We start from the raw sequence: 15,481 nt of genomic DNA, 5'->3' as shown, positions 1-15,481 counted from the left end.
TCCCTTGACCTTGCGCCGCAATTTTCGCACATGGGGCGCATGACCGATAAAATTGCCCTGATCACCGGAGCCTCCCGCGGCCTAGGCGCTGCCTTTGCCGAGGCCCTAAGCGACACCCACCACATCGTGGCTGTGGCCCGCACCACCGGCGCGCTCGAAGAGTTGGACGACCGCATTCAGGCCAAGGGCGGCGCTGCCACTTTGGCCCCGATGGACATCACCAACGCGGACGCCATGGCGCAACTCTGCCGCTCGATCTATGACCGCTGGGGCAAGGTGGACCTCTGGCTGCACACCGCGGCCCACGGCGCGCCCCTGACCCCTGCGGACCACATCGACCAGAAAGACTGGTCCAAGTCCGTGGCGATCAATCTGGATGCCGTCGGCCGCCTGATCCCTTTCCTGTCGCCGCTTCTGGGCACAGAAGGCCAAGCCGTGTTCTTTGACGACCCGCGCGGTGGCGAAAAGTTCTTTGGCTCCTACGGCGCAACCAAGGCCGCCCAAATCGCTCTGGCCCGTAGCTGGCAACTTGAGACCGCCACCAACGGCCCCAAGGTCAGCATTCTGACGCCCAAAGGTATGCCCACCGGCACCCGCGCGCGTTTTTTCCCGGGCGAGCCGCGAGATACCTTGGTAAGCCCCAGAGATGAAGCCAAACGGCTACTTGCGAAGCTTGAGCTGTAAGATTTCATTTCGCGCAAAGGTAGAATTGCGCTAGCCTGATCCCGCCGCTTGTCAGGAGGGATTGGCGATGACTTCGTTGGGGAAAGCTCTTTGGGGAATGGTGGCCGGCCTTCTTTTTGCCGGCCCGTCTTTTGCAGGTGGCGATGCTGATCTCGTTACACTGAACATCGACAGCAACAAATTCTGCGGCTATTGGCGCCCCGTTCCCGAGGCCACCCACACGCAGCACGAACTTCCTGGCCTCGTCCCTGCTTCCTGCACCTCAACACAGCTTGGCGATGACTGGTTTCTTTTCGGCGATTGCTCGGGGTATCAGCTTGAAAGCGGCGACTACCGGTTTCAACACAAGGCAGCCCACAACGCGTTCAGCGTCATAAGGTTATCGACCACCGCGCCTGCCGAACTCATCAACATGCCCGTGGGGGGAAATGACCTCGAATTGACAACCTCTCCGGCTGGGGACGTCACTGTCAAACTGCGCTATGAGACAGTGGGTGTTGAGCGCAACGGATTTGGCGGGAACATCGGAATTGAGTATGTGAACGCCCCGATCACTGGGTGCGCACGAGATGCGAGCGGCAACAAGATCGCGCCCCCCCTGCACATCCCCCGCGGGAGCGAAATGCTCATGGTGGTGGCAGGACACGCGGGCAAATGGCTTCACGCGACGCCATGGGGCGTTATCAACGCACGTGCGACTTCAGAAATCACCAGCGCCGGCCAAGCGGCCATCTCCCTTAACACTTATGACGTGGCTGTTGTGCCGGACTTCGGCTCCAATCAAATTGAGTGGAAAATCTACAAGGTGACGGATTATGTGTCCGGCGCCCAAAATGTCCGACTGCCCGCCGTTGGCCGCTTTCGCCTCGAAGCCAAAGGCACAAACGCTCAGAGCAAACCCGTCAGCGGCTGGTCCATGGTCCGTTTCACCGACGGATGCCGCCTGTCCCATAACCTGATCGCATTCCCTGGCATTGGCCATATGCATCTGGCGGCGGTCTGCACCAGCCTGCAGCCCAAACCATAGTCAGGCGAAACCCCTTCAATGCTTGCTCCATCTGCCCTGCTCTACTAGACAGAGACAACACGGCAAAAGGGCTGACCAACATGCGTATTCTGGTGACCAATGACGACGGCATCAACGCCCCAGGGCTCAAGGTACTGGAAACAATCGCCCATGAGGTCGCAGGGCCCGATGGTGAGGTTTGGGTTGTCGCCCCAGCCTTTGAGCAATCCGGCGTCGGACATTGCATCAGCTACACGCATCCGACCATGATCGCCAAGATGGGCGAGCGGCGGTTTGCAGCAGAAGGCAGCCCCGCGGATTGTGTTCTGGCAGGGGTGCATGACGTGATGAAAGACACGCCACCCGACCTGATCCTGTCCGGCGTGAACCGCGGCAACAACTCGGCAGAAAATGCCCTGTATTCCGGCACGCTCGGCGCCGCAATCGAAGGCGCGCTGCAAGGCATCGCCTCGATCGCCATTTCCCAATACCTTGGCCCCGCCAACTACACAGCCGAGGACCCCTTTGAAGCCTCCGCCAAATTTGGCGCCGAGGTTGTGCGCAAGATCCTTGCTGCCGGCCCTGCCAACAACGGCGACTACAAATTGTTTTATAACGTCAATGTCCCACCGGTTTTGGCCGCAGATGTAAAAGGCATCCGCGTTGCCACGCAGGGACGGCGTGCGGGAACTTACTTCTCTGTCGAGCCCCACAACGCGCCGTCTGGGCGCCGCTTCCTCTGGGCGCGAGGTGGCAACCAACAGGTCGCCACAGCCCCCGGTTCAGATGCCGCGCTCAATCTGGACGGCTATATATCCGTCACGCCCATGCGCGCGGATTTGACCGCCCACGATGTGTTGGACGCCCTGAAAGGCATCGAATGACCGAACAGGACGCCCTTGCCGAACGCAAAATGCAGTTCCTCTTTGCGTTGCGCTCCAAAGGCGTGACCGATCCTGCGGTGCTGACTGCGATGGAAAAAGTTGACCGCGGCCCCTTTGTGCGTGGCCTCTTTGCCGAACGCGCCTACGAGGACACGCCGCTGCCCATAGCCTGCGGTCAGACCATCTCGCAGCCCTCCGTTGTCGGGTTGATGACGCAAGCCCTCGAGGTATCCCCGCGCGACAGCGTTCTGGAAGTGGGCACGGGCTCCGGCTATCAGGCCGCCATTCTCAGCCACCTTGCGCGGCGTGTGTACACGGTGGAACGCCACCGCCGTCTGGTCCGCGAGGCCAAGCAGGTTTTTGATGCTATGGGGCTGGTCAATGTGACCTCCTTTATTTCGGACGGCAGCTTTGGCCTGCCCGATCAAGCCCCCTTTGACCGCATTATCGTGACCGCCGCCGCCGAGGACCCTCCGGGCCCCCTCTTGGCGCAACTCAAGATCGGCGGTATCATGGTGGTTCCGGTGGGCCAATCGGACGCGGTGCAAAGCCTGATCCGCGTGCGACGGACCGAAACCGGATTTGACTATGACGAATTGCGCTCCGTGCGGTTTGTGCCACTTGTCGAAGGCGTTGCGCGGGAAACTGAATAAATTTGTGCGGCTTTCCCCTTGGCAAACGGGACAGTTGACGCCAAATGAGCACCAATTGGCCTCAAATGTGGGGCATTCAACGACAGCGGCCACGGCGAAAGACCGAACCAAAAAGGCTGCAAACGAGGGCATCGAGATGGGAAAACTTCCTTCAATGACTCTGCGCGCGACCGGTACAGGTCTTGTGCTTGCGCTGCTTGCGGGCTGCTCTGACGGGTTGGATTTTGACCTGCGCAGCGACCTGGGCGGCGGGTTAGACACGACGTCGGCAGCTCAATCAGCAACCGCTAAACGCCCCAACCCCGATGCGCGGGGCGTTATTTCATACCCAAGCTATCAGGTCGCAGTTGCCAAACGCGGCGACACGTTGAACGACGTTGCGGCAAGAGTAGGCGTGCCCGCAGACAAACTTGGCGTCTATAACGGCATCAAGCCGGAAACCTCGCTGCGCGAAGGCGAAATTCTGGCCCTGCCCTACCGCGTGGACGAAGCCCCCGCCGGCACGGACGGCGTTGACATCGCCTCGCTGGCCGGAGGCGCCATCGACCGCGCCCAACCAGACGTGGAAACCGAAACACTTGAAGCCGCGTCCACCTCCAAACCCGCGCCCGTTCAAACCGGCGCTGAACCGATCCAGCACAAGGTCAAACGCGGTGAAACCGCCTTTACCATTGCACGCCTGTACAATGTCTCCGTGCGCGCACTTTCCGACTGGAACGGTTTGGGCAGCGACTACACCATTCGCGAAAACCAGATCCTTCTGATCCCGCCCACCACATCCAACGACGCGGCACAAAAATCCGCCGCAGTGGCCGCAGGCGCCGTTACCACCCAGCCAGGACAGGGTTCCCCCACACCAACGCCACCAAGTTCGACAAAGCCCCTGCCCAAAGACACTTCCGCCGCAGCCGCCAAGCCGCCAGAAAACAATCTGGGCAGCTCGCAAAGCGCGTCCACGGCCGCCATGGGCTTTCCGGTGGATGGAAAAATCATCCGTCCCTACTCCAAAGGCAAAAACAACGGCATCGATATTGCTGGCAAAGGCGGTGATCCGGTCAAAGCCGCAGCCAAGGGCAAAGTCGCAGCGATCACGACAGACGGGGACAACATCACCATTCTGGTGGTGCGTCACGACAACAATCTGATGACTGTTTATTATAATGTTGCGGATGTGAAAGTGACCAAGGGCGCACAGGTGAAACGCGGTCAGTCCATCGCCGCGCTACCGGCCAAAGACAGCTTTGTGCATTTTGAGGTGCGCAAGGGGTTCGACAGTGTCGACCCCATGCCATACCTGCAATAACGACCTGAAATCAGTCGTTTATCGCTACACCCTTGCGCCCTGCTAGGTCTACAAAGTACTGCCATGCCACACGGCCGGACCGCGCGCCGCGTGTGGCCTGCCATTCAATGGCTTCCGCTCTGAGGGTGTCGTCGTCGATTTCGACCCCGTGCGCTGTGCAATAGCCGCGGATCATCGCGAGATATTCATCCTGCGAGCACGGGTGGAACCCAAGCCAAAGGCCAAAACGATCCGAGAGGGAGACTTTCTCCTCAACCGCCTCGGATGGATTGATCGAACTGGACCGTTCGTTTTCAATCATATCGCGCGGCATCAAATGCCGGCGGTTTGAAGTGGCATAAAACACCACGTTCTCGGGTCGCCCTTCAATGCCGCCGTCCAACACCGCCTTAAGCGATTTATAGTGCTGGTCGTCGTGGCTGAAACTCAGGTCATCACAATATAACAGGAATCGCTCCTCACGGCCGCGCAACAGGTTCAACAACCGCGCCACAGATGGCAAGTCTTCGCGCTGCAACTCAACAATCTTTAGACCCAGCCCTTCGGAGAGGACCTGAGCATGCACAGCTTTCACCAAAGACGACTTGCCCATCCCCCGCGCGCCCCACAAAAGCGCGTTGTTGGCTGGCAATCCCGAGGCAAACTGGCGGGTGTTCTGCAAAAGCGTATCGCGCGAGCGGTCCACCCCGACCAGCAGGTCCAGATCCACTCGGTTGATATTGACAACGGGCTCCAGCCTGTCCGGCTCCACGTGCCAGACAAAACCGTCTGCTGCCCCGAAATCCGGCGCGGCCTGTGGCGCGGGTGCCATGCGCTCAAGCGCGTCTGCGATGCGGATCAAGTCAAAGTCCGACATAAGAGTCTCCTGTGGTGTTGGCGGCAAAAAACCACGATCTCGCAGCAACGGCAAGGCGCTGGGAGCAAAAGAAAAAGGCGCATCCAACCGAATGCGCCTTTGTCGTTTCATCACTTGCGAGGCTTAGGTTTTGTCTGGGCCATGCTCGGCCAGATCATCCCCTTCTTCGTCGTCCAATTCATCCTCAAACCATGTGCCATCCGCTTTCATCTGAGCGATGCGTTTCTTTTCCACGCGGGCCACCAAAAGGATAGAAATCTCGTAAAGGCCATAGACCACCGAGAACAAGATCAACTGTGTCACCACATCCGGAGGCGTCACCAGCGCGGCCAGCACCAGAATGCCAACCATTGCGTATTTGCGCACTGATCCGAGCCCTTTAGCGCTCACCAATCCGGCCTTGCCCATAAGGGTCAAAAGCACCGGAAGCTGAAAGCACAGCCCAAAGGCCATGATGAATTTCAGTGTGATATCAAGGCTTTCGTTGACCTTACCGAAGAATGTGATCTGCACACCTTGATCTGTTTCAGGTACAACAGGAGCCACGTCACCCGGCACATTCTCGACAGCGGGGGCCAAGATGTTGGCAAACACCGATGCCACGTCGGCAAATCCCAGGAAGAATTGCATTGCCAAAGGTGTGACCACCAACTGTGCAAATGTTGCCCCCAACAGGAACATGAACGGCGAAGCAATCATAAATGGCATAAAGGCGCCGCGTTCGTTCTTATAGAGACCCGGAGCCACAAAACGCCACATCTGAAAGCCGATGACGGGAAACGCCAAGGCAAATCCGCCGACCATCGAAATGCGGAATAGCGTAAACAGATACTCTTGCGGCGACGTGAACTGCAACGTTGGTGACGGATCACCCAGCGCGCGCAGCACCTCTACAATCGGAGACACCAGAAAGTGCAACACATGTTCTGCGATGAACTGACCGCCAATCGGCACAAAGAAAAAGCTGATGGCGACGACAAAAGCCAACACCGACCGGATCAGTCGGGTGCGCAATTCCGCCAAATGTTCGATCAACGGGGCGGAGCTGTCTTCAATTTCTTCCGTCTGGCTCATGCCTCGTCCTTCTTCGCAGTCTGGGGCGCCTCGGGGTCACCGTGGTCGGGCGTCATTTCGGCCGCATCCTGCGCCTCTTGAGCGCGTGCCTTGGCCTCTGCATCCAACTTTGCCTGACCAACCTCTTGCGTGCGCTGGCGAATTTTCTCAACAGCCTCAGCTCGTTCAGCGGCCAGCTTTCCGGTTTCGCTGTCCGGATCAAAACTCATCGACTTTTTGAAGTCGTCAGTTGTGTCCTTAAGCGCATCCGTCGCCGCTTTCATCGGGTTGGACACTTTGTTGAGCCCATCCGTCGCGGATTTCAAACCGTCGGTGACGTCTTTGACCCCCGCCTGATCGGCAGCTTGGTTCATGGCGCTGGAAAACTCCCGCGCCATACCTTTGGCTTTGCCAACGAAACGCCCCACAGTGCGGAACATCACCGGCAAATCTTTGGGCCCCACAACAATCAACGCCACAACGCCAATCACCAGAAGCTCGGGCAACCCCAAATCAAACATATTGTCTCAGCCCCAATCAGGCTTTGTCTTTTTCGTCTTCGGGAGTCACGTCTTTGGCGACGTCAGCAGCTTCCTGTTCAAGCTCCTCTTGGCCTTCGTTGATGCCTTTTTTGAACGAGGTGATACCACGCCCAACTTCGCCCATCAGGCCGCTGATTTTGCCGCGCCCAAACAGAACCAACACAACAACCGCAATCAGCAGAATGCCCGGCAGACCGATGTTTCCAATACCCATGTTTCTTCTCCAGTCTAAGGTGCGTTGGCACCTGTTTATATGATCTGCCCTAGTCCTAGCGCCTCAACGGCCCACGAAAAAGCATCAATCACCCGTGTTTTTCTACAGATGACGGGTTTTCCATGTCCGTTTTGTCACTATTCTGTCAGGTGCCACTATTTTGTCAGGAAGTTCGCGACTCATGCCCGCCAAATCGCCCTCAAAACGCTCGGACCGGCTCTATCATCTCGTCGAAACTCTCAAGGACGGCGCGCTTCATCGTGCAGAAGACCTTGCAGAAAGGCTCAATGTCTCGTTGCGTACAATCTACAGAGACATGGACACATTGATGGCCAGCGGTGTGCCTATCTCTGGCGAGCGCGGTGCGGGATATCGCGCCCGTGCCGACATTTCCCTGCCTCCGCTGAATTTGTCCAACGCCGAACTTGAGGCGCTACACATCGGTTTGGCTGTGGTCGGCAACGGGATGGAGGGTGATCTGCGCGATGCTGCAGAAAGTCTAAGCGCCAAAATTGATGCCGTCCTCCCCGAAGACGCGAGCACTATCGGTCAAAACTTCGGCTTTGCGGTTTATCCCTTTGCCGACGCCGCCGATGGCCTGCGCCACTTGGAGACCCTGCGGTCCTCGGTCCGATCGCGTCAAAAACTGGCGCTGCGCCTCAAGGATGGCGCAGCATTGGACGTTCGCCCCCTTAAGCTCGACTATTGGGGACGGGTTTGGTCACTGCTGGTCTGGAACGAAACAGACAGGGATTTTCTCCAGATCCGCGTGGATCGCATCGCGTCGGTCGACCTGTTGCCTGGGCTGTTTGTCGATGAGCCCGGTAAGCGGCTCGAGGACTATGGCGGACGCTAAACCTCGGCGCGAAAAACAAAACAGCGGTCGCGCCGGATCGTCAACCAAAGCGGCGTGTCGGGTTTTGGCAAAAAGACATTGGGAACAGTGACATGCAACTCGGAGTCGTCATGCTCCATGACAAACTCGACCAAGCTCTCATTGCCCATAAACCGCGCCCGTTTCACCTTGCCCCGCGCCGCAACGCCATCGGTTGGTGTCGGCAAAGGACCGCGACCTTCACGGTCAAAATCCAGCTTGATGTGCTGCGGGCGGATCACCACTTCGACGGCTTCACCGTCCTGAAATCCGGGTGTCAGGAACTGACCGAAAGGTGTGTCGGTCAACGCTCCGTTGGAGCGGCTGCGGATGACGTTAATGTCACTGAAAAACGCCACTGCCTGTTTGTCGACAGGCGCGTTGTAAATGTTGTAGGGCGCGCCCTGCTGCACGATTTTCCCGTCGCGCATCAACGCGATTTCGTCCGCCATGCGCATCGCCTCTTCCGGCTCATGTGTCACCAGCAGAACGGCCGTGTCTTCTTCTTTGAGAACCGCGAGGGTTTCGTCGCGAATGCCATCCCGCAACCGGTTGTCGAGTCCTGAAAATGGCTCGTCCATCAGCATAATGCGGGGTCGCGGTGCCAAGGCACGGGCAAGGGCAACCCGTTGCTGCTCACCACCAGACAGAACATGCGGATATTTGTCGATCGCCCAGCTCAGATTAACCTTAGCCAACAACTCCTCAACGCGGGCGCGTTTATCAGCCGTCGCCCCCCTCAGGCCAAAGGCCACGTTGTCCGCAACGCTCATATGAGGAAACAGGGCAAAGTCCTGAAACATCAGGCCAATTTGGCGTCGCTCTGGTGGGATGCGAAACAAGGTATCGCATATCAAATTGCCGTCGACGTAAATCTCTCCGCTGTCCTGCATATCCACGCCCGCGATCATACGCAGCGTCGTGGATTTGCCGCAGCCTGACGGACCCAGCAAACACGTCACCTGACCCGGCTTTACTGAAAGCGACACGTCGTCCACAACCTGGCGGTTGCCGAACCGTTTACGCAAGTTGCGGATTTCCAACCTTGGAGCGTCGATGCCAGTTTGCAAGTTCACGCCTGTCCCTCACCAACTCCGAGAGAAAGCCTCGGGTTTCGCGAGATGTATCAGCCACCTACCCGCGCTTCAACCCTGCGTGCGCCCAGAAACACCGCGGCAAGACCGACCAAAAGCACGACGACACAAATCTGCAAAAGCTGTTCGTACTTGTGTCCGTCATACAAGATTGCGCCCATAGCGTCAGTGCCTCGGAACATATACGCGGCGGCCCCTGCCACTGCGGCGGTGAAACTCACCAGATAGGACCAGACAGGTACATGCCACCCTGCAATCAGGCTCCCCAGCAATACGGGCGTTAAAAACATCGAGGCGGTGCCTGATACGGCCACGGCATCAAACAGTGTCTGATTGCCCCAAAAGGTCAAAGCCCCGCCCCCCACGGCAAAGGCAAGCATCGCAATGCGCCCTCCTGCCAAATTGCGCGGCAAGATGCGCCATTCAACTACCGCCAGCCGTGCAGCAGACGACAATGCGGAATCCAGTGTCGACAGAGCCGACACCAACAAAGATACCATCAGCGCGACAAACACCCAGCTTGGGAACATTACGGCCCAAGTTCCGATCAACTGGGTTTCGTACGCCGCCCCCTCAAGACTGGCCTGCACGCCGAATAAGCCGAACCCCAAGATGCACAGCGCTGAAATCCAGAACGCATGTAGGAAACTTTTGCGTGTGGTTTCCTGATCAGCAATAAACCCGCGATCCATCATGACCGGATCATGCACCGGATAAGAAAACACCTGCAGCGCGGCGACCAGCAAAAGCACCCAACCATTGTGCGCGCCCGAAGCCCCTTGTGCGGTGACGACCGCCGACACATCAAACCCGGGTCGTAGCAATAGCGCTGCGAAGGCTGCAGAAAACACCAGCAAAAACACCGACATTTGCATCACATCCGTGCGCAAGGCAGCCGACAGACCGCCCCAGGCCGAATAGGCCAAAGCAACGCCGCCTACCAGCACGATGGCCCCTTCATTGGCAAAAGCCACATCCGGCAAAACTGCGGAAAATATCAGCCCCACCACAATCAGATTGGCAAAAACTTCCGACAACAGTCGGAGCGCGATGATCGCGTTGTAACACGTTGATCCGATCTTGCCGAAACGCGCGGAAAGCCAATCCTGAACCGACGAGGCGCCCGCGGTGCGCAGCCTCCCCACGATAAATCCGCCGGTCAAAAAGGAGCCGTAATAAGCCGCATAGGCCAAAACGCCTGCAAAACCATAGTAGAACCCAAGGATTGCCGCATTCATCAGGGAACGAGCAAAAATCCACGTCGTGACTTGGCTGAAAACCAGGGTCCACAGTCCCGGCTGCCCACCTTGGTCCGTTTGGCCGTCAAAAAACCCGTCAACCGACGCTTGACGCGGAGCCGCAAGAAAGCTGGCAAAAAGAATAAGCGCAAAAAGCGCGAGAATTGTGGTTTGCATCGTCCGTCCCTGTCCGCGTTTGGTAAAACCGCCTATCAAACAGAACCGGGTGTCAACAGAAGCTCCACGAAAACGTGATGAGATGTCAGAGACTTACGACGGGGAAATCACGTCGAAGCTGATCTCGCCCAATTGCCTGCCGTTGATCTGCACCGCGAGACTGTGTGGGCCTGGGTGAAGTTTGAAAGTTGTGGCATTTCCCTTGAGAAGGTGGCGTTTTTGCAAAACCAGTTGGCCACCAGCAGGCACCACGCTTTGTTTAAGTTTGAAGATTTTTTTGCCGCCGCGCCCATTGGGACGAAAAAACCGCATTTCGTAGTCCACCATGACCGCAACATCCGCCTCGCTTTGGGTGGCCAAAGCCAACTCAAACTCAAGCGCGCCGCCAATCGCAACCTGGTCTGACTTGATCGTCAGCTGCGACAAAGTCACTGGCGCATCCGCATGAAACCCAAGCAAAGCCAACGCGCCTTCATGCCCCGATTTAACGGCCGTGCGCAACGCGTGACGCGTCATCCACCCGAGCTCTTTGGGCGCCTGCTGGGCCTTGGCTTGCCAGCGTTTCAGACGGTCCGTCACAACGTCAGGCTCGGTTTTTGATATGTCGTTCAAATGGTTGGCGACCGATCTGGTCACGTACCGTGTCGGGTCGCCGTACAATTTGTCCAACAATGGCAATGGCGACAGCAAATCGATGTCGACCTTTTTGGCCCAAGGCAATTTCGGACGTGTGCCTTCGCTGACCAAGCGTCGGACATGATAATTTTCATCCTCCGCCCATTGATGCAGCCGCTGGAAAGTTTCTTCCGGCCAGCGGTTCAGAAACGGACGGATATAAAACTCCATCGAGAACCGTTGCGTCGCCTCATAAAGCAGATTCAGTGACCGTTCTCGGTGATCTTCCAATCCGTGCCGCACCGCGAGGATTCCAGGCACCGCATGAATGAATCGCCCAAAATCATCATCCGCAAGCGTCGGATCCAACGGGGGCGGCATCGCCGACTCAAGTTGATCAGCCATAGTGGGAAAATGATCAGACAGCCGCGCCTGAACACAGTCAGCGATCCACTCAAGCCGTTCCATAAGTTCGCGGCCCTGAAGGCCAGCGACGACGTCGGTGTGGAATTCATCGGCATCAAAACCGTCGATCCCACGGCCATATTCCTCTGCGAGATCACGCAAGGATTCCGCGTTAAACAACTGATCCTTGAGAGAAAAACCCTGAGACACACCGACACCTCTCGCCACGCGAAAACTCCTACATCGCCGAAGAAAACGCCCCGCCGTCCAGCAACACATTCTGACCAACAATAAAGCCGGCATGCTGCGAGCACAGGAAGGCACAGGTTGCGCCAAACTCATCTGCGGTGCCGTAGCGCCCCGCCGGAATGGTCGCCGCACGCTGCGCTTTGGCTTCTTCCATTGTGATGCCTTGCTGGTCGCTCACGCCCTTATCCAGCGAAATCGCACGATCTGTCGCATGAATACCCGGAAGCAAATTGTTGATGGTCACACCGGATCCGGCCACCTGCCGAGATGTTCCGGCGACATATCCGGTCAGACCCGCACGCGCGGCGTTTGATAGGCCAAGAACAGGAATCGGGGATTTGACCGACACCGACGTGATGTTCACCACACGCCCCCAGCCTCGATCCATCATTCCCGGCACCAGAGCCTTAATCAGCGCAATTGGCGCCAGCATATTGGCATCAAGCGCGGAAATGAAATCTTCACGGTCCCAATCTGTCCACATGCCAGGAGGCGGACCGCCAGCATTGTTCACAAGGATGTCAACGCCTTGTGCCGCCTCAATCAGCGCTGCCTGCCCGTCCTCCGATGTCACGTCGCAGGCAAGCGTCACGACATCTACGCCGAATTCTTGCCGGATAGACGTAGCTGAGGCTTCAAGCGCGTCAACGCCACGCGCATTCATGATCAGATCCACGCCTTCTGCCGCCAGAGCACGGGCACAGCCAAGCCCTAAACCTTTTGACGATGCGCAAACCAAGGCACGTTTGCCTTTCAAACCCAGATCCATTTGATTCTCCCCTAGAAATTTCGCACAGGAAATACCCATTTCGTGCAAGACGCCAGTATATTGCCGAGACGCTGGCGTCGTGCGGCCACAATTGTTTGTTAACCTTACTTCAAATATGAGGCTGTAGCGTGCGACGCAGCCATCCAGTAAGGTACGAAACATGACCAAATCACCCTATGAGAACGCTCTGCCCTCACAGCGCCTGCCGGTTTACCGTGCCGAGGCAATGGTGGTGACGGATGGCGCCAACCTTGGGGATACGCTTTCGTTTTCCGAAGAGCTGATTCCGGCCGACATTTACACCCTCTCAGCCTTTGCGGAAGAAGAAAGCCTGTCGTTGCGTACCGACTCCGACGGGACTCATTTTGTGGCAGATGACAGTAATCTGGGTGAATTGGACGCGCGGGTGTTTCTTGATTGCGTTGCAACCTTCATGCCGCCAAGCGGGGACACCATCGAAGTTCTGGTGCTTGTCGAGGTGGACAGTGACGGTGGCGTCGTTGCCATTTACGGCGCGCCACTGGCACCTCTGACACCAAAGACAGCCTATGTTCTTGTCGGCTTTGACCGTGAATCCGCGGCGGTAAGACTTGCGCAGTTGGCTTGCGTGAGCTTCACCAAGGGCACGCATATTACATTGGCCACCGGAGAGCAGAGGCCAATCGAAAAGATGCAGGTCGGGGATCGTGTCTTGACCCGTGATGACGGCCCGCAACCCGTGCGCTGGATAGGACACACGGTCCATCGCGCCACAGGCGAATTCGCTCCGATTGTAATCACCGCCGGTACTCTCAACAATTCCAACGATCTGCGTGTCAGCCCCGACCATCGGCTGTTCATCTATCAGCGTGAAGACCGCCTCGGCGTGGGACGCTCCGAGCTTTTGATTAAGGCACGTCACCTGGTGAACGACACCACTGTTCATGTACAGGAAGGTGGGTTTGTCGATTACTATCAGATCATGTTTGACGATCATCAGATTATCTTTGCCGAAGGTATTTCGGCGGAGACCATGCAAATCGACACGCGGACGCAATCTGTACTGCCCGAGGATGTAAAAAAACAGATCCGGGAAGCCGGTGGCGAAAGCCGTCAATCCGCTGCCAAGTTTGAAGTGCACGAGAACCTGCTCAAACGGCCGGATGCCGCTGCATTGCTCAAGCGGGCTTCCACAAAATAACGTTGCTTTTTCTTGCGCCCCACGCCCGCCCGACCTATACGCGCTGGCATGTTGGACACTTCTAATCGCCCCGACCTGCCGCCCGAGATTTCCCGTCGCCGGACCTTTGCGATCATCTCGCATCCCGACGCCGGTAAAACGACGCTGACAGAAAAGTTCCTCCTCTATGGGGGCGCCATTCAGATGGCTGGTCAGGTGCGCGCCAAAGGTGAAGCGCGCCGCACCCGCTCGGACTTCATGCAGATGGAAAAAGATCGCGGCATCTCGGTCTCCGCATCGGCGATGTCTTTTGATTTCAACAACTTCCGTTTCAATCTTGTGGACACTCCCGGCCACAGCGATTTCTCGGAAGACACCTATCGCACGCTGACCGCAGTGGATGCGGCTGTGATGGTGGTTGACGGGGCCAAGGGTGTTGAAAGCCAGACGCAGAAATTGTTTGAGGTTTGTCGTCTACGGGATCTGCCGATCCTCACCTTCTGTAACAAGATGGACCGCGAAAGCCGCGACACGTTTGATATCATTGATGAGATTCAAGAGAACCTAGCCATTGATGTGACCCCTGCCAGCTGGCCGATCGGTGTTGGTCGCGAGTTCATGGGCTGCTATGACATGCTCAACGACCGGCTCGAGTTGATGGACCGCGCGGACCGCAACGTGGTGGCGGAAAGTGTACAGATTGATGGGCTGGACGACGCACGGCTTGATGACCTGATCCCCGCCGACCTGCTGGAGAAGCTGCGCGAAGAAGTGGAAATGGCCAAAGAGCTGTTGCCGCAACTGGATCCGCAAGCCGTGCTCGAAGGACATATGACGCCGATCTGGTTTGGATCTGCGATCAACTCCTTTGGAGTCAAGGAACTGATGGATGGCATCGGCGCCTACGGACCCGAGCCACAGGTACAGATGGCGCAGCCGCGCAAAATCGCACCTGAAGAGAAAAAGGTCGCAGGCTTTGTGTTCAAGGTGCAAGCCAACATGGACCCCAAACACAGAGACCGAGTGGCCTTTGTGCGTATGGCGTCAGGCCACTTTAAACGCGGCATGAAGCTGACTCATGTGCGCACCAAAAAACCGATGGCGATTTCCAACCCTGTGTTGTTCCTCGCATCTGATCGGGAACTGGCGGAAGAGGCATGGGCCGGTGACATCATTGGTATCCCGAACCACGGCCAATTGCGCATTGGCGACACTCTTACCGAGGGCGAAGCTCTGCGGGTGACGGGGATTCCCAGCTTTGCGCCGGAATTGCTTCAGGGCATTCGCGCGGGCGACCCTCTGAAGGCCAAGCACCTTGAAAAAGCGTTGATGCAGTTTGCCGAGGAAGGTGCCGCAAAGGTCTTTAAGCCGATGATCGGCTCGGGCTTTATTGTTGGTGTGGTCGGCCAGTTGCAGTTTGAAGTTCTGGCCAGCAGGATCGAGATGGAATACGGCCTTCCTGTTCGTTTTGAACAAAGCCAGTTCACCTCAGCGAGGTGGGTAAACGGCGAACGTCAAGCCGTTGAAAAATTTGCAGATGTCAACAAACAGCACATCAGCTACGACCACGACGGCGACGTTGTTTTTCTGACGCGACTGCAGTGGGACATCGACCGGGTTGCCCGTGATTTTCCTGACGTCACTTTGACGGCCACCAAGGAAATGATGGTTTGATCCAATCAGCAATTGCGCGGGCCGCTTGGCCC

Annotated in this window: 16 protein-coding genes; 8 read left to right on the top strand and 8 right to left on the bottom strand. The window is 57.3% G+C overall.

Annotated elements, in window-relative coordinates; genetic code table 11:
- Window positions 1-39: 39 nt before the first annotated feature.
- From BM069_RS01710 to BM069_RS01690, 5 genes are all read left to right on the top strand, one after another.
- The gene (locus BM069_RS01710; protein WP_093321206.1) at window positions 40-684 is read left to right on the top strand and encodes an SDR family NAD(P)-dependent oxidoreductase; all 645 of its coding nucleotides are present in this window, start codon (window positions 40-42) and stop codon (window positions 682-684) included.
- A 67-nt stretch (window positions 685-751) separates the two neighbouring features.
- Entirely contained in the window at window positions 752-1,711 is a 960-nt protein-coding gene (locus BM069_RS01705) for a hypothetical protein (protein ID WP_139216116.1), read from the top strand.
- An 80-nt stretch (window positions 1,712-1,791) separates the two neighbouring features.
- A complete protein-coding gene (gene surE, locus BM069_RS01700; protein WP_093319471.1) occupies window positions 1,792-2,574 on the top strand; it encodes a 5'/3'-nucleotidase SurE in 783 nt (260 codons plus the stop codon).
- Window positions 2,571-3,227, top strand: coding sequence for a protein-L-isoaspartate(D-aspartate) O-methyltransferase (locus BM069_RS01695; RefSeq protein WP_093319469.1), 657 nt, complete (start codon window positions 2,571-2,573; stop codon window positions 3,225-3,227). Before surE ends, BM069_RS01695 begins: the two co-directional genes overlap by 4 nt.
- Window positions 3,228-3,381: 154 nt before the next feature.
- Window positions 3,382-4,530: a LysM peptidoglycan-binding domain-containing protein gene (locus BM069_RS01690; RefSeq protein WP_244503497.1), complete on the top strand. Its 1,149-nt coding sequence runs from the start codon at window positions 3,382-3,384 to the stop codon at window positions 4,528-4,530.
- A 10-nt stretch (window positions 4,531-4,540) separates the two neighbouring features.
- Here BM069_RS01690 and BM069_RS01685 read toward each other — a convergent pair whose 3' ends face one another.
- From BM069_RS01685 to BM069_RS01670, 4 genes are all read right to left on the bottom strand, one after another.
- Window positions 4,541-5,386, bottom strand: a complete 846-nt coding sequence (locus tag BM069_RS01685; protein ID WP_093319466.1) for an ATP-binding protein — start codon at window positions 5,384-5,386, stop codon at window positions 4,541-4,543.
- A gap of 123 nt (window positions 5,387-5,509) precedes the next feature.
- The gene (gene tatC, locus BM069_RS01680) at window positions 5,510-6,460 is read right to left on the bottom strand and encodes a twin-arginine translocase subunit TatC (protein ID WP_093319464.1); all 951 of its coding nucleotides are present in this window, start codon (window positions 6,458-6,460) and stop codon (window positions 5,510-5,512) included.
- On the bottom strand, window positions 6,457-6,960 hold the full coding sequence (gene tatB, locus BM069_RS01675; RefSeq protein ID WP_093319461.1) for a Sec-independent protein translocase protein TatB: 504 nt from the start codon (window positions 6,958-6,960) through the stop codon (window positions 6,457-6,459). The genes tatC and tatB overlap by 4 nt, the downstream gene beginning before the upstream one ends.
- A gap of 16 nt (window positions 6,961-6,976) precedes the next feature.
- Window positions 6,977-7,195 carry a twin-arginine translocase TatA/TatE family subunit gene (locus BM069_RS01670; protein WP_093319459.1) on the bottom strand — a complete coding sequence of 73 codons (219 nt, stop codon included), beginning with the start codon at window positions 7,193-7,195 and terminating at the stop codon, window positions 6,977-6,979.
- Window positions 7,196-7,376: 181 nt separating this feature from the next.
- Between BM069_RS01670 and BM069_RS01665 the strand changes: the two genes are divergently transcribed.
- A complete protein-coding gene (locus BM069_RS01665; protein ID WP_093319456.1) occupies window positions 7,377-8,051 on the top strand; it encodes a helix-turn-helix transcriptional regulator in 675 nt (224 codons plus the stop codon).
- Here BM069_RS01665 and BM069_RS01660 read toward each other — a convergent pair.
- From BM069_RS01660 to BM069_RS01645, 4 genes are all read right to left on the bottom strand, one after another.
- Entirely contained in the window at window positions 8,048-9,145 is a 1,098-nt protein-coding gene (locus BM069_RS01660) for an ABC transporter ATP-binding protein (protein ID WP_244503496.1), read from the bottom strand. The two genes, BM069_RS01665 and BM069_RS01660, sit on opposite strands and share 4 nt — an antisense overlap.
- Before the next feature lie 50 nt (window positions 9,146-9,195).
- On the bottom strand, window positions 9,196-10,578 hold the full coding sequence (locus BM069_RS01655; RefSeq protein WP_093319454.1) for an SLC5/6 family protein: 1,383 nt from the start codon (window positions 10,576-10,578) through the stop codon (window positions 9,196-9,198).
- Between the two features lie 93 nt (window positions 10,579-10,671).
- Entirely contained in the window at window positions 10,672-11,826 is a 1,155-nt protein-coding gene (locus BM069_RS01650; RefSeq protein WP_244503495.1) for a DNA alkylation repair protein, read from the bottom strand.
- A gap of 10 nt (window positions 11,827-11,836) precedes the next feature.
- Window positions 11,837-12,616 (bottom strand): SDR family oxidoreductase, encoded by a 780-nt coding sequence (locus BM069_RS01645; protein WP_093319449.1) that lies wholly within the window; start codon window positions 12,614-12,616, stop codon window positions 11,837-11,839.
- Window positions 12,617-12,776: 160 nt separating this feature from the next.
- Between BM069_RS01645 and BM069_RS01640 the strand changes: the two genes are divergently transcribed.
- Together BM069_RS01640 and BM069_RS01635 are read left to right on the top strand one after the other, a co-directional pair.
- Complete coding sequence (locus BM069_RS01640) at window positions 12,777-13,796, top strand: Hint domain-containing protein (protein WP_093319446.1); 1,020 nt, start codon at window positions 12,777-12,779, stop codon at window positions 13,794-13,796.
- 48 nt (window positions 13,797-13,844) lie between these two features.
- Window positions 13,845-15,449 (top strand): peptide chain release factor 3, encoded by a 1,605-nt coding sequence (locus tag BM069_RS01635; protein ID WP_093319444.1) that lies wholly within the window; start codon window positions 13,845-13,847, stop codon window positions 15,447-15,449.
- Window positions 15,450-15,481: the final 32 nt, after the last annotated feature.

It is taken from the genome of Shimia haliotis, assembly GCF_900114415.1.
Lineage (GTDB): Bacteria > Pseudomonadota > Alphaproteobacteria > Rhodobacterales > Rhodobacteraceae > Shimia > Shimia haliotis.
Note: the sequence above shows the minus strand (reverse complement) of the source record. Positions and strands in the feature narration are given on the sequence as shown.

Excerpts from the sequence above, each read along its gene's own strand:
- BM069_RS01695 (WP_093319469.1), top strand. The coding sequence starts at position 2,571 with ATGACCGAACAGGACGCCCTTGCCGAACGCAAAATGCAGTTCCTCTTT.
- BM069_RS01710 (WP_093321206.1), top strand. The coding sequence starts at position 40 with ATGACCGATAAAATTGCCCTGATCACCGGAGCCTCCCGCGGCCTAGGC.
- BM069_RS01655 (WP_093319454.1), bottom strand. The coding sequence starts at position 10,578 with ATGCAAACCACAATTCTCGCGCTTTTTGCGCTTATTCTTTTTGCCAGC.
- BM069_RS01690 (WP_244503497.1), top strand. The coding sequence starts at position 3,382 with ATGACTCTGCGCGCGACCGGTACAGGTCTTGTGCTTGCGCTGCTTGCG.
- BM069_RS01640 (WP_093319446.1), top strand. The coding sequence starts at position 12,777 with ATGACCAAATCACCCTATGAGAACGCTCTGCCCTCACAGCGCCTGCCG.
- BM069_RS01705 (WP_139216116.1), top strand. The coding sequence starts at position 752 with ATGACTTCGTTGGGGAAAGCTCTTTGGGGAATGGTGGCCGGCCTTCTT.
- tatB (WP_093319461.1), bottom strand. The coding sequence starts at position 6,960 with ATGTTTGATTTGGGGTTGCCCGAGCTTCTGGTGATTGGCGTTGTGGCG.
- BM069_RS01670 (WP_093319459.1), bottom strand. The coding sequence starts at position 7,195 with ATGGGTATTGGAAACATCGGTCTGCCGGGCATTCTGCTGATTGCGGTT.
- BM069_RS01645 (WP_093319449.1), bottom strand. The coding sequence starts at position 12,616 with ATGGATCTGGGTTTGAAAGGCAAACGTGCCTTGGTTTGCGCATCGTCA.
- BM069_RS01685 (WP_093319466.1), bottom strand. The coding sequence starts at position 5,386 with ATGTCGGACTTTGACTTGATCCGCATCGCAGACGCGCTTGAGCGCATG.
- BM069_RS01635 (WP_093319444.1), top strand. The coding sequence starts at position 13,845 with ATGTTGGACACTTCTAATCGCCCCGACCTGCCGCCCGAGATTTCCCGT.
- surE (WP_093319471.1), top strand. The coding sequence starts at position 1,792 with ATGCGTATTCTGGTGACCAATGACGACGGCATCAACGCCCCAGGGCTC.
- tatC (WP_093319464.1), bottom strand. The coding sequence starts at position 6,460 with ATGAGCCAGACGGAAGAAATTGAAGACAGCTCCGCCCCGTTGATCGAA.
- BM069_RS01665 (WP_093319456.1), top strand. The coding sequence starts at position 7,377 with ATGCCCGCCAAATCGCCCTCAAAACGCTCGGACCGGCTCTATCATCTC.